The organism is Cupriavidus ulmosensis, assembly GCF_977008105.1.
Window position 1 is genome coordinate 2801296 of sequence record NZ_CDRMWP010000001.1, and the last position, 13668, is coordinate 2814963.

Annotated in this window: 12 protein-coding genes; 8 read left to right on the top strand and 4 right to left on the bottom strand. The window is 71.9% G+C overall.

Translation table 11 applies throughout. The annotated features are described in order from the left end of the window. Positions 1–4 precede the first annotated feature (4 nt). The 8 genes from ACWTPI_RS12765 to ACWTPI_RS12800 all read left to right on the top strand — a co-directional run bounded on the left by ACWTPI_RS12765 (position 5) and on the right by ACWTPI_RS12800 (position 8616). Positions 5–976 carry an ABC transporter permease gene (locus ACWTPI_RS12765; RefSeq protein WP_020202308.1) on the top strand — a complete coding sequence of 324 codons (972 nt, stop codon included), beginning with the start codon at positions 5–7 and terminating at the stop codon, positions 974–976. After that, complete coding sequence (locus tag ACWTPI_RS12770) at positions 973–1872, top strand: ABC transporter permease (protein WP_454731801.1); 900 nt, start codon at positions 973–975, stop codon at positions 1870–1872. The genes ACWTPI_RS12765 and ACWTPI_RS12770 overlap by 4 nt, the downstream gene beginning before the upstream one ends. Further along, positions 1872–2912 (top strand): ABC transporter ATP-binding protein, encoded by a 1041-nt coding sequence (locus ACWTPI_RS12775; RefSeq protein ID WP_454731802.1) that lies wholly within the window; start codon positions 1872–1874, stop codon positions 2910–2912. Before ACWTPI_RS12770 ends, ACWTPI_RS12775 begins: the two co-directional genes overlap by 1 nt. Next, positions 2909–3916 (top strand): ABC transporter ATP-binding protein, encoded by a 1008-nt coding sequence (locus tag ACWTPI_RS12780; RefSeq protein ID WP_454731803.1) that lies wholly within the window; start codon positions 2909–2911, stop codon positions 3914–3916. Before ACWTPI_RS12775 ends, ACWTPI_RS12780 begins: the two co-directional genes overlap by 4 nt. An 80-nt stretch (positions 3917–3996) precedes the next feature. Further along, positions 3997–5649, top strand: a complete 1653-nt coding sequence (locus tag ACWTPI_RS12785) for an amidohydrolase (protein WP_454731804.1) — start codon at positions 3997–3999, stop codon at positions 5647–5649. Next, positions 5646–6755, top strand: a complete 1110-nt coding sequence (locus ACWTPI_RS12790; protein ID WP_454731805.1) for a CobW family GTP-binding protein — start codon at positions 5646–5648, stop codon at positions 6753–6755. Before ACWTPI_RS12785 ends, ACWTPI_RS12790 begins: the two co-directional genes overlap by 4 nt. 33 nt (positions 6756–6788) lie before the next feature. Next, the gene (locus ACWTPI_RS12795; protein ID WP_020202302.1) at positions 6789–7193 is read left to right on the top strand and encodes a nuclear transport factor 2 family protein; all 405 of its coding nucleotides are present in this window, start codon (positions 6789–6791) and stop codon (positions 7191–7193) included. A 13-nt stretch (positions 7194–7206) separates the two neighbouring features. After that, entirely contained in the window at positions 7207–8616 is a 1410-nt protein-coding gene (locus ACWTPI_RS12800; RefSeq protein ID WP_454731806.1) for an NAD(P)/FAD-dependent oxidoreductase, read from the top strand. A gap of 85 nt (positions 8617–8701) precedes the next feature. Here ACWTPI_RS12800 and ACWTPI_RS12805 read toward each other — a convergent pair whose 3' ends face one another. The 4 genes from ACWTPI_RS12805 to ACWTPI_RS12820 all read right to left on the bottom strand — a co-directional run bounded on the left by ACWTPI_RS12805 (position 8702) and on the right by ACWTPI_RS12820 (position 13637). Beyond that, positions 8702–10273: a methyl-accepting chemotaxis protein gene (locus ACWTPI_RS12805; protein WP_454731807.1), complete on the bottom strand. Its 1572-nt coding sequence runs from the start codon at positions 10271–10273 to the stop codon at positions 8702–8704. Positions 10274–10483: 210 nt separating this feature from the next. Beyond that, complete coding sequence (locus ACWTPI_RS12810; RefSeq protein WP_454731808.1) at positions 10484–11569, bottom strand: ornithine cyclodeaminase; 1086 nt, start codon at positions 11567–11569, stop codon at positions 10484–10486. Positions 11570–11732: 163 nt separating this feature from the next. After that, positions 11733–12164, bottom strand: a complete 432-nt coding sequence (locus ACWTPI_RS12815; RefSeq protein WP_020202298.1) for an Lrp/AsnC family transcriptional regulator — start codon at positions 12162–12164, stop codon at positions 11733–11735. Between the two features lie 3 nt (positions 12165–12167). Further along, on the bottom strand, positions 12168–13637 hold the full coding sequence (locus tag ACWTPI_RS12820) for an amidase (protein ID WP_454731809.1): 1470 nt from the start codon (positions 13635–13637) through the stop codon (positions 12168–12170). Positions 13638–13668: the final 31 nt, after the last annotated feature.

The window sequence follows — 13668 nt, forward strand, 5'->3', positions numbered from 1 at the left end:
ACCGATGGACAATCTGCTCGCGCTGCTGAGAAAGGCCTGCCACGCGGCGCTGCTGACGCTGGCGGTGGTGGTGCTCAACTTCCTGCTGATCCGGCTGGCGCCCGGCGACCCGGTGGAAACCATCGCCGGGTCGATGGGCGGCATCACCGACGAGCTGCGCGCGCAACTGCGCAGCCAGTACGGGCTGGACCAGCCGCTGCCGGTGCAGCTGGCGACCTACGTCAAGCACGTGCTCCACGGCGATCTCGGCTATTCGTATTTCTTCAACCTGCCGGTCAGCGGGCTGATCGCCGAGCGCGTGCCGGCCACGCTGCTGCTGGTGCTCGCGTCGGTGGCGGTGGCCTTCGTGCTGGGCACCGCGCTCGGCGTGCTGGCGTCGCGCAAGCCGCATGGCCCGCTCTCGCAGGCCATCACCGTGCTGTCGATGACGGGCCACGCCGCGCCGGTGTTCTGGAGCGGCATGATGCTGGTGATCCTGTTCGCCTCGGTCTGGCCGATCCTGCCGGTCTCCGACATGCACTCGATGACGTCCGACGGCCAGGGCCTCGCGGCGGTGCTCGACGTGGCCTGGCACATGGTGCTGCCGACCTTCACGCTGAGCCTGGTCTACCTGGCGCAGTACAGCCGCCTGTCGCGCGCCAGCATGCTCGAGGTGCTGGGCTCGGACTACATCCGCACCGCGCGCGCCAAGGGCCTGTCCGAGCACCACGTGCTGTACCGCCACGCGCTGCGCAACGCGCTGCTGCCGGTCGTGACCGTGCTCGGCCTGCAGTTCGGCAACGTGGTGGCCGGCGCCATCCTGGTCGAGACCGTCTTCAACTGGCCCGGCCTGGGCCGGCTGGCGTTCGACTCGATCCTGCGGCGCGACTATCCCACCGTGCTCGGCGTGCTGCTGTTCTCCGCCATCGTCGTGGTGCTGATGAACCAGCTCACCGATGCCCTCTACCGCCTCATCGATCCGAGGATCCGCGCATGAGCAGCCCCGTTTCCACGGCGCCGGCGGCAGCCCCGGTTACCGCGCCCGCCGCCGTTCCCCATCCCGCGCGCGACGCCTGGCGCATGTTCCTGCGCAGCCGCGCCGCGCTGGCCGGCACGCTGCTGCTGGCCTGCATCGTCGCGGTCGCGCTGTTCGGCCCGATGGTCTACGACGCCGACCCGTTCGCCATCGTGGCCGCGCCGCAGACCGCGCCGGGCGACCCCGACGCCTGGCTCGGTACCGACCAGCTCGGGCGCGACGTGCTGGCCGGGCTGGTCTACGGCGGCCGCGCCAGCCTGGCCGTGGGCGTGGTGGCCGCGGTGCTGTCCGCGCTGATCGGCCTGACGGCCGGCGCGCTGGCCGGCTACTACGGCGGCGGCGTCGACGAGGCGCTGACGCGCGTGATGGAGTTCTTCCAGGTCCTGCCGGCGCTGCTGTTCGCGATGGTGCTGGTGACGCTGTTCTCGCCTTCGCTCACGACCATCTCGCTGGCCATCGGCATCACCAGCTGGACCGCCACCGCGCGGCTCACGCGCGCCGAGTTCATGCGCCTGCGCGACCTCGACTTCGTGCGCGCCGAGCGCGCCATCGGCGCCGGCAATGCCCGCATCATCTGGCGCGTGATCCTGCCCAACGCGCTGCCGCCGCTGGTGGTGTCGGGCACGATGGCGATCGGCTCGGCGATCCTGTTCGAGGCCGGCCTGTCCTTCCTCGGCCTGGGCGACCCCAACCGCATGAGCTGGGGCCTCATGATCGGCTCGGCGCGCCCCTACCTGCTGACCTGCTGGTGGGCCGTGGTGTTCCCGGGCCTGGCCATCTTCGCCAGCGTGCTGTCGATCAGCCTGATCGGCGACGGCCTGAACGATGCCCTCAACCCCAAGCTGAGAGAACGCTGATGTCGACCTCTTCCCCTCCCCTGCTGGACGTGGCGGGCCTGCGGCTGGAGTTCCGCACCTCGCGCGGCGCGGCCAGCGTGCTCAACGGCGTGAGCTTCCAGGTCCACGCCGGCGAGACGCTGTGCATCGTCGGCGAATCGGGCTGCGGCAAGAGCATGACCTCGCTCGCCATCATGCGCCTGTTCCCCGCGCCGCCGGGCCGCATCACCGCCGGCAGCGTGCGCCTCGACGGCGAGGACCTGCTGCAGTTGTCCGAGCCCGCCATGCGCCGCATCCGCGGCAACCGCATCGCCATGATCTTCCAGGAGCCGATGACCTCGCTCAACCCGGTCATGACGGTCGGGCGCCAGCTCGGCGAATCGCTGCGGCTGCACCTGGCGATGTCCAGGGCCGAGGCCCGCGCGCGCAGCATCGAGCTGCTGCGCGCGGTGGGCATCCCCGCGCCCGAGGCGCGCATCGACGAATACCCGCACCAGATGTCCGGCGGCATGAAGCAGCGCGTGATGATCGCCGTGGCGCTGGCGTGCCGGCCCGCCGTGCTGATCGCCGACGAGCCGACCACCGCGCTGGACGTCACCGTGCAGGCGCAGATCTTCGATCTGCTGCGCGAGCTGCAGGCGCGCGAGGGCACCGCCCTGGTGCTGATCACGCACGACATGGGCGCGGTGTCCGAGATGGCCGACCGCGTGATCGTCATGTACGGCGGCCGCGTGGTCGAGGAAGGCCGCACGCGCGACGTGCTCGAGCGCCCCGCGCATCCCTATACGCGGGGCCTGATCGCCTGCCTGCCCGAGCTCGAGGGCGAGGCGCGGCGCACGCGCCCGCCGCTGCCGGAGATTCCCGGCATGGTGCCGTCGATCTGGGAGCTGGGCACCGGCTGCGCGTTCCGCGCGCGCTGCCCGCACGCGGCCGAGCCGTGTGCGCGCGCGGCGCCGGACCTGCTGCCGGTGGCCGACCATCATCGCGCCGCGTGCTGGGCGCTGGAAGCCGGCACCGTGCCGGCGGCCATGCCGGCGCCGGTCCAGGGAGTCGCCGCATGAAACTGCTCGAAGTGGATGACCTCAAGGTGCATTTCAGGCGGCGCGGCGGCTGGTTCGGCGCGCCGCAGGTGGTGCGCGCCGTCGACGGCGTCTCGTTCTCGATCGAGCGCGGGCGCACGCTGGCGCTGGTCGGCGAATCCGGCTCCGGCAAGTCGACCACGGCGCTTGCCGTGATGCGGCTGGCGCCGGCCACCGGCGGCACCGTGCGACTGGGCGGGCGCGACCTCACGCTGATGTCTGGCGACACGCTGCGCCAGGCGCGCAGGCGCGTGCAGATGGTGTTCCAGGACCCGTATTCGTCGCTCAATCCGCGCCAGCGCGCCGGCGACATCGTGCGCGCGCCGCTGGACCTGATGCAGCTCGGCGCGCCCGCCGCGCGCGCGGCGCGCGTGGCCGAGCTGTTCGACGCCGTGGGCCTGCGGCCCGAGCAGATGCAGTTGTTCCCGCACCAGTTTTCCGGTGGCCAGCGCCAGCGCATCAACATCGCGCGCGCGCTGGCCAGCGAGCCCGACCTGATCGTCTGCGACGAGCCGGTGTCCGCGCTGGACATCGCCATCCGCGCGCAGATGCTGAACCTGCTGCGGCGCCTGCAGCGCGACACCGGCGTCGCGTTCCTGTTCATCTCGCACGACATGTCGGTGGTGGAGTACATCTGCGACGACATCGCCGTGATGTACCTCGGCCAGATCGTCGAGCGCGCGCCGCGCGAAGCGTTCTTCGACCGCCCGCTGCATCCGTACAGCGTGGCGCTCAACTCGGCGGTGCCCACCGTGCGCGGCGGCCGCGCGCGCGCGGCCAAGCGCATCCGCCTGGAAGGCGATCCGCCCAGCCCGCTCCATCCGCCGCCCGGCTGCCGCTTCGCCGGCCGCTGCCCCGTCGCGCAACCGGTCTGCCACAGCGAATGCCCGCCGCTGCGGCCGGTGGCGGACGGGCATTTCGTGCGCTGCCATCTCGTCACCGTGACGGACGGCACGCCGGTGCCGCCGCTGGCCATGCCCGCATGACCGCATGACCGCACGACCGCACGATCCGCCGGCGCCGCCGGCCTCCTTTCGTTCCCCCCGCGATTCCACCACCGCCAACCATGACCACCATCGTTTTCGCCGCCAGGAAGATCCTCACCATGAACCCGGCCCAGCCCGAGGCCACCCACGTCGCGGTGCGCGACGGCCGCATCCTCGCGGTCGGCAGCGCCGCCGACGCGCAGGCCTGGGGCCCGTGCGCGCGCGACGACCGCTTCGCCGGCAAGGTGCTGATGCCGGGCCTGGTGGAAGGCCACTCGCACGCGATGGAAGGCGGCCTCTGGCAGTTTCCCTACGTCGGCTTCTACCCGCGCCGCGGCCCGGACGGCACGCTGTGGCAGGGCCTGACCGGCTTCGATGCCGTGGTCGCGCGGCTCGCCGCCGCCGCGCGGGAGCTGGACGCCCGGGGCGTGCCGGACGACGCGCCACTGCTGGCGTGGGGCTTCGACCCGATCTTCTTCGGCGAGGCGCGCATGAGCGTACGCCATCTCGACCGCGTCTCGGCCACGCGCCCGATCGTCATCATGCACGCGAGCATGCACCTGATGAACGTCAACAGCGCGACGCTGGCGCGCGCCGGCATCGACCGCGACACCGACATCGAGGGCATCGCGCGGTTTCCCGGCGGCGAGCCCACCGGCGAGCTGCAGGAGTTCGCCGCGATGTTCCCGGTGACGCGCCTGATCGGCAACCTGTTCCGCCGCGTCGGCATGTCCGAGACCGGGCTGCGCATGTTCGCCCAGGTCGCCGTGCAGGCCGGCGTGACCACCGCCACCGATCTGGTCAACGACCTTTCCGACGACAGCGTGGGCAGCATGGCGCGCGTGTGCGCGCAGGAGGATTTCCCGCTGCGCCTGGTCCCCGCGTTCCGGCCGCCCGACGCGATGCGCGGCGACGAAGGCCCGGCGCGCCTGCGCGCGGCCATGCGCGCCAACCACGAGCGGCTGCACGCCGGCATGGTCAAGCTGGTGGTGGACGGCTCGATCCAGGGCTTCACCGCGCGCGTGCGCTGGCCCGGCTATTTCAACGGCGCGCCCAACGGCATCTGGGTGCTGCCGCCGGACGCGGTCCACGAAGCCGTGCAGACCTTCCACGCGGCGGGCTTCCAGCTCCATATCCACACCAACGGCGACGAGGCCACCGAGCTGGCGCTGGACGCCGTGGAGCAGGCGCTGACGCGCCATCCGCGCGCCGACCACCGCCACACGCTCCAGCATTGCCAGATGGCCGACGAGGCGCAGTTCGCGCGCATGGCGCGGCTGGGCATGTGCGTCAACCTGTTCGCCAATCACATCTACTACTGGGGCGACGCGCACCTGGCGCTCACGATGGGCCCGGACCGCGCGCGCCGCATGGACGCCTGCGGCACCGCGCTGCGGCTCGGCGTGCCGTTCGCGATCCACTCCGACGCGCCGATCACGCCGCTGGCGCCGCTGTTCACCGCGTGGTGCGCGGTCAACCGCACCACCGCCGCCGGCGTGGTGCTGGGCGAAGCGGAGCGCATCACGGTGGCGCAGGCGCTGTCGGCCATCACGCTCGGCGCCGCCTTCACGCTGCGGCTGGACCACGAGATCGGCTCCATCGCGGTGCGCAAGCGCGCGGACTTCTGCGTGCTGGACGACGATCCGCTCGCCGTGGCGCCGGCCGCGCTGAAGGACATCGGCGTGTGGGGCACGGTGGTCGGCGGCCGCGTGTTCGAGGCGCCGCGGCAATGAGCGCGGCGCCGCTCCCGCTCGCGCGGGCACGCATTCCGCTGACCGTCATCGGCGGCTTTCTCGGCGCCGGCAAGACCACGCTGCTCAACCGCATCCTGGGCCAGGCCGAGGGCCTGCGCATCGCGGTCCTGGTCAACGACTTCGGCGCCGTCAACATCGACGCCGCGCTGGTGCGACGGCGCGGCGCCGACACCATCAGCCTGGCCAACGGCTGCGTGTGCTGCCAGATCGGCGACGACCTGACCGACGCGCTGATCCGCGTGATGACACAGCCGCAGCCGCCCGAATGGATCGTGATCGAGGCCAGCGGCGTGTCGGACCCGTGGCGCATCGCGCAGGTCGGACTGGCCGACCCGATGCTCTCGCTCGACGGCGTGGTGGCGCTGGCCGACGCCGGCGCCGTCCGCGCGCAGGCGGCCGACGCGCGCCTCGGCGAGACCATCGCGCGCCAGCTCCGGGCCGCGGACCTGATCGTGCTCAGCAAGGCCGAAACCCTGCCGGAGCACGAACGCGAGGACCTGCGGCAATGGCTGCGGCAGTTGGCTGGCCACGTGCCGATTCTCGACGCATGCCACGGCGACCTGCCGCTGGCCGCGCTGACCGGCGTGGCCTGGCGCGGCGGCCATGCCGGCGGCCTGCCGCACCGCCACCACGCGGGCTGCGGCTGCGGCGAGCCCGTCAGCCACGGCGAGCTGTTCGACACCTGGCTGCTCGACAGCGCCGGCGCGGTATTGCGCGCGGCCGACCTGCACGCGCGGCTCAACGCCATGCCGCCCGGCGTATTGCGCGTCAAGGGCGTGGTGCGCACGGACCGCTACGGCGTCACGGAGCTGCAGTTCGCGGGGCGCCGCGGCACGCTGCGCAGACTGCCGGCGGACGCCGCGGCCGATGTGGCCGATGTAGCCGATGTGGCCGATGTGGCCAATCCGGCCAATGCGGCCAATGCGGCCGATATGCCGGCGCACGGCATGGTGGTCGCCATCGGCCTGCGCGGCGACCTGCCGAAGGCCGCGCTCGCGCGCCTGTTCGCGCAGTGCGGCGCCGGCACGGCTGGCCTGAGCAAAGACCCCGCGCTGGCTCTAACCGGCGGCGCGGCCGAGGTTTAGCGTAGCGGCATGTTCACTCACCGAGCCGCAACCATGTCCCATCCCGCCGTTACCGTCGCCACGCTGCAAGCGTTCAGCGATGCATGGAACCGCCACGACATCGACGCACTGATGTCCTTCATGACCGACGACTGCATCTTCGACACCGTCGCCGGCGACGCCGCCTGCGGCACGCGCCACGTCGGCCGGGCAGCGGTGCGCGAGGCGTTCGCGTCGGCGTGGCGCGCCTTCCCCGACGCGCAATGGCGCAACGGCCGCCACCTGGTGAGCGGCGAGCGCGGCGTGTCCGAATGGACCTTCACCGGCACCGACGGCGAAGGCCGGCGCATGGAGGCCGACGGCGTGGACCTGTTCACGTTCCGCGACGGCAAGATCCACGTCAAGTGCGCCTACCGCAAGCAGCGCGCGCTGCTGCCGGCCCTGCCGCAACCCCTTTGAGCAAGCACGCACCATGTCCGCGAACCCGATCTACCTCCCCGAATCCGCGCCCGCCACCGTGCACGGCCCCTACGATCCGCAATACGACCCGCTGGTGTCGCGCGGCCCCGGCCGCGGCCGCGCCTACGCCCCGACCTACTGGGTGGACAGCGCGGGCGAGGCGCCGCCCGACGACGGTCCCGTCGCCGCCGACACCGATGCCGACGTGGTCGTGATCGGCTCCGGCTTCACCGGCCTGGCGACGGCGCTGTTCCTGGCCCAGGAGCACGGCATCAAGGCCACCGTGCTGGAGGCCAACCAGGTGGCGTGGGGCTGCACCAGCCGCAATGGCGGGCAGGGCCAGAACGCCAGCGGGCGGCTCTACCGCTCGCAGTGGATCGAGCGCTGGGGCGTCGACACGGCCAAGGCGCTCGACGCGGAGATCCGCGGCGGCTTCGAGACCTTCAGGGAACTGGTGGCGCAGATCGACTGCGATGCGCAGGACGGCGGCCACCTGTACACGGCGCACCGCCCGCGCAAGATGGCCTTCCTCGCCAACGAGGCGCGCGTGATGCGCGAGGTGTTCGGCTACGACACCAGGATGCTGACCCAGGCCGAGCTGCGCGAGCGCTTCTGCGACGACCGCGATGCCTGCGGCGCCATGCTCGAGCCCGACGGCATCGGCGTGCATCCGCTCAAGCTGGCCTACGGCTACCTGCGCCGCGCCCGCGCGCTCGGCGCGAAGGTCCATCCGTCCAGCCCCGTGACCGGCTGGGAAACCCGCAACGGCGTCCATCACCTGCGCACGCCGGGCGGCACGGTGCGCGCGCGCGCCGTGGCGATCGCCACCGGCGCCTACACCGCGCCGGGACTCTCGCCGCTGCTGCGCGGGCGCTATTTCCCGGTGCTGTCGAACTCCATCGTCACGCGGCCGCTGACCGACGCGGAGATCGCCGCGACCAACTTCCGCTCGACCACGTTCCTGACCGACACGCGCACGCTGCGCTTCTACTACCGGCTGCTGCCCGACCGCCGCGTGCAGATCGGCAGCCGCAGCGCGATCGCGGGCGCCGACGCGGAACATCCGCGGCACTACCAGTTGCTGGTCGACGGCCTGGCGCGCAAGTTCCCGGCGCTGCGCGGCATCCGCATCGACTACTCGTGGTGGGGCTGGGTCGACGTCAGCCACGACATGATGCCGCGCATCGTGCAACCGGACCCGCTGCAATCGGTCTTCTACGCGCTGGGCTACGGCGGCAACGGCGTCGCGTTCTCCGCGCATGCGGGGCGGCGCATGGCCGAGCGCGTGGCCGGCAAGGGCGGCGCGGAATGCAAGCTGCCGATCTACGACTCGCCACTGCCGGGCCACTGGGCCACGCCGTTCCGCCGCCTTGGCCAGGCCATGCTGTATCGCTGGTATCACCTGCGCGACGAGCGCGCCTGAATCGTGCCCCGGCACAATGGCAAAGGGCCGCGTTGCGCGGCCCTTTGTCTTTGCCTGCGCGCGCGGCCGCGCGGCCGCGCGGCCGTCAGGCCAGCGCCAGCCGCCCGCCGTGCGCCGGCAGGCGGAAGGAGGCCACCGACGTCTTGAGCGTGGCCGCCTGATCCTCCAGCGCCTGCGCGGCGGAGGCCGCTTCCTCGACCAGCGCGGCGTTCTGCTGCGTGACCTGGTCCATCTGGTTCACCGCCTGGCCGACCTGGTCGATGCCCGCGCTCTGCTCATGCGAGGCGGCGGCGATCTCGCCCATCGTGTCCGTGACCCGGCGCACCGCCTGCACCACCTCGCCCATCGTCGCGCCGGCATGCTCGGCATGGCGCGCGCCCGCTTCGACGCGCTGCACCGTGTCGGCGATCAGCTGCACGATCTCCTTGGCGGCGGTCGCGGTGCGCTGGGCCAGGCTGCGGACCTCGCCGGCGACGACCGCGAAGCCGCGGCCCTGCTCGCCCGCGCGCGCGGCCTCGACCGCCGCGTTCAGCGCCAGGATGTTGGTCTGGAAGGCGATGCCTTCGATGGTGCTGGTGATCTCGCCGATCTTCTTCGAGGCGACGTCGATCTCGCCCATCGTGTCGACCACGCGCTTGACGGCCTCGCCGCCGCGCGCGGCGGTGTCCGACGCCTGCACGGCGAGCGAATTGGCCTGCACCGCGTTGTCCGCGTTCTGCTTGACGATGGAGGTCAGCTCTTCCATGCTGGCGGCGGTCTGCTCCAGCGCGCTGGCCTGCTCCTCGGTGCGCTGCGACAGGTCGACGTTGCCGGCCGCGATCTGGTGCGTGGCGGTGGCGATCGCCTCGCTGCCGCTGCGCACGGCGTGGATGGTGTTGATCAGGCCCTGCTGCATCTCCTGCAGCCCGCGCGTGAGCGCGCCCATTTCGTTCTCGCTCGTCACCTCGATGGCATCGGTCAGGTTGCCGCGCGAGATTTCGGCGAAGTTGCCGAGCATGCGGTTGAGCGGCACCGAGATGGCGCGATGCAGCCCGATGGCGCAGCCCAGCGCGGCAAGGATGCCGACGCCGATGGCCACCGAGACCAGCCAGAGGAATTCCTGCGAGCGCACCGACGCCGCCTCGTGCAGCGCCGCGGCCTGCTGGCTCTGGCTGTGCTCGAGCTCTTCCATCGCCGCCAGCAGCGCGGCGCTGCGCGGCGGCAGCGTATCCATGACGATCTTGTCGGCGGCCGCGGTGTCGTGGGCGCGCAGTGCCGCCACCAGGGGCTCGATGCCCTCCTTGAAGTACGCCGTGCGCATGCCGTCGATCTTGACCGCCAGTTGCTGCTCCTCGGGCGTCTTGGGCAGCGCCTGGTAGGCCTTCCAGGCATCATCGGAGCGGGTCTTGTAGCCCAGCGACTTGTCTACCGTGGCGGCCACGTCGGGGGCGTCGGGATGGAACATGACGCGGTCCAGCCCGACCCGGATCACGGTCAGGTGCTGCTGCGCCTTGGCGACGAAGCCCATCGAGGCAAGCTGGTTCGAGTAGATCTCCTGGAGGTCGGCGCTGGCGGTGCGCATGCCAAGCACGCCGATGACGCCGATGACGGTAAGCAGGATGGCCAGCACGGACAAGGCCAGGTTCAGGCGGAAGCGGATGGAGAGTTTGTTCAGCATGGGAGGAAGGTTGACCAGCAGTGACACGACGATGACACTGGTTACGGCAGGATGCCGGGGGACTTTAGCTTCCGCCGCGTTATCGCCATTGCAGTGCACCGCCACGTGCCTCCACCTGCCCGCCGCGTCGCCGGAAACGAAAAAAAAGGACACGGCGCGCGATGCCGCCGCGCGCCGTGTCCGCGTTCTGGCGCCGGCGCGGCGCCGGCCTCACGCCACCAGTGCCGCGGCGCGCTCCGGCAGGCGCGCATCCGCATCCATGCCGGCGACAGGCTCGCCGGCGCCGGTGAGCACGCCGAACAGGTCCTTCGGATCGTCCTGCGCCGGCACCAGCGCCAGCGGCACGCCGAGGCCGAGCGCCTCGGCGCTGTCGCGCAGGTAGCGCAGCGCGGAGAAGTCCTCCAGCGCGAAGCCCACCGAGTCGAACACCGTGATCTGCGCCTCGCCGGCGCGGCCCGGCACGCGGCCGGCCAGCACGTTCCACAGCTCGGTCACGGGGAAGTCCGCCGGCATCTGCTGGGTGTCGCCCTCGATGCGGCTTTGCGGCTCGTATTCGACGAACACGCTGGCGCGCAGCAGCACCTCGGGATGCAGCTCGGTCTTGCCCGGGCAGTCGCCGCCCACGGCGTTGAGGTGCATGCCCGGCGCCAGCATGTCGGGCGTGATGATGGTGGCGTAGGCCTTGTCGGCGGTGACGGTGGTGACGATGTCGGCACCGCACACCGCGTCAGCGGTGCTGGCGCAGACCTGCACGTCCAGCCCGCGCACCGGCCGCAGGTTGCGCACCAGCTTGCTGGTGGCGGCGGGGTCGGTGTCGTAGACGCGCAGCTCGCGGATGCCCAGCAGGTGGTGGAAGGCCAGCGCCTGGAATTCGCTCTGCGCGCCGTTGCCGATCAGCGCCATGACGGCGGCATCCTTGCGCGCCAGGCGCCGCGCGGCGACCACCGAGGTGGCGGCCGTGCGCAGCGCGGTGGTCAGCGTCAGCTCGCTCAGCAGCAGCGGCTCGCCGGTGGCGACCGCGGCCAGCGTGCCGAACGCCATCACCGTGGGCAGGCCGTCGGCGGTGTTGGCCGGATGGCCGTTGACGTACTTGAAGCTGTACAGATCCGCGTCGGCGATCGGCATCAGCTCGATCACGCCGCGCGGCGAATGGCTGGCCACGCGGGCGCTCTTGTCGAAGTCGTTCCAGCGCAGGAAATCTTCCTCGATGTAGCGGGCCATCTGCTCGAGCACCTGCGGCAGGCCGCGGATCGCCACGATGCGGGAAACGTCGGTGGGGGAAAGAAAACGCGTCATGTCTGTGCTCCGTTGGATGAATGGGACAGCAGACATTGTTGCAGCGCCGCCTGTCAGCCAGAAGCCCATTTTCCGCGAGAAAAACGCGGCTTTCTGCCGCTTTGCCAGCCCGCGCTGACACTCCACGCAATCTCCGCCCGGCCGGTCCGCGCAGCCGGTCCGCTCAGCAGGTCTTGTAGGTCTGCAGGTGAATGCTGGTCTCGGTGTCGCGGATGCCGCCGATCAGCCGCACGCGCTCGAGCACGCCGGCCAGGTCCGTCAGCGTGGAGGCGCGCAACTCGGCCAGCAGGTCCCAGCGGCCGTTGGTGTCGTGCAGCGACGCCACGCCGGGCTCGCCCAGCAGGATGGCGATGACCTCGCGCGTGCGGTTGCCCTCCACCGCGATCGACATCCACGCGGCGATGTCGTGCGGGTCCACGTCCGGGCGCAGCTGCACGGTGTAGCCGGCGATGATCCCGTCTTTCTCCAGCCGCGCGATGCGGTTGCTGACCGTGCCGCGCGACACGCCCAGGCGGTGCGCCAGCACGGCCACGCTGGCGCGCGCGTCGGCGCGCAGCATGGCCAGCAGGCGCTGGTCGGTCTCGTCGATGGCCATGCCTCAACTCCCTCGCGCCGCGTCCAGCAGCGGGCTGCGCCGGCGCGCCAGGCCGCTGGCCAGGTCGTAGGCGTGGCCCAGCTCCAGCACGGCGCGGTCGGCCTGCGCGGGGCCGATGATCTGCAGGCCCATCGGCAGCCCGTCGGCGCTGAAGCCGGCCGGCACGTTGAGCGCCGGCAGCCCGGCCATCGTGGCGGGCACCACCACTTCCATCCAGCGGTGGTAGGTGTCCATCTCGCGCCCGCCCACGCTGCGCGGCCAGTCGAGCCCGGCGGCGAACGGGAACGTCTGCGCGGTGGGCAGCACCAGGTAGTCGAAGCGCGCGAACAGCCGCAGCACCGCCTGGTACCACGACGAGCGCTCCACCGAGGCGCGCTGCACGTCGCGCGCCGACAGCTTCAGGCCCTGCTCGATCTCCCATATCGCCTCGGGCTTGAGCAGCGCGCGCTCGGCCGGGTTCTCGTAGTGGCCGGCGTAGTTGCTGGCCACCGAGGCGCTGCGCAGCGTGTTCCACGCGCGCCACAGCGTCTCGGGCGGGAAGTCGAGCGCGGCGGCCTCGACCGTGCAGCCGAGCTCGCGGAAATGCCCGAGCGCCGCCTCGCACAGCGGCAGCACGCCGGGCTCCATCGCCAGGTAGCCGCCCAGGTCGCCCAGCCAGCCGACGCGCGCGCCCTTGAAGCCGCGCTCCAGCGGGCTGGCGAAGACGCCGGCCGGCTCGCGGCTGGAGAGCGGCACGCGCGCGTCCCAGCCGGCCTGCACCGAGAGCAGCATGGCGATGTCGGCCACGCTGCGCGCCATCGGCCCCCAGGTGCTGAACTGGGCGAAGAACACGTCGTCGGCGGGCCAGTTGGGCACGCGCCCGAACGAGGGGCGAAAGCCGAAGATGTTGTTGTAGCCCGCCGGGTTGCGCAGCGAGCCCATCATGTCACTGCCGTCGGCCACCGGCAGCATGCGCAGCGCCACCGCCACCGCCGCGCCGCCGCTGCTGCCGCCGGCGCTGCGCGCCGGATCGAAGGCGTTGCGCGTCACGCCGAACACCTGGTTGTAGGTGTGCGAGCCGAGGCCGAATTCCGGCGAGTTGCTGCGCCCCACGAAGATGGCGCCGGCGCGCCGCATGCGCTCCACCGACAGCCCGTCCACGGTGGTGACGCGCTCGCGGTGGATGGGCGAGCCGCGCGTCGTCACCATGCCGGCGACCGGCGTGAGGTCCTTGGGCGCCTGCGGAAAGCCGTGCATCCAGCCGTGGCCCTCGCCGCGCGCGAGCGCGGCATCGGCCTCGCGCGCCTGCTGCAGCACCAGCTCCGGCGGCTGCAGCGACACCAGGGCGTTGGCCCCGGGGTTGAAGCGCTCGATCTGCGCCAGGAAGGCCTGCATGACTTCCAGGCAGGATACTTCGCGCCGGTGGATGGCCCGCGACAGGGCGATGCCCTCGAGTTCGACGATGGCGGATGCGGCGGTGGATGACAGACTCATGATGGTGTCCCGTGGCTAAGGTGCGGGGGAA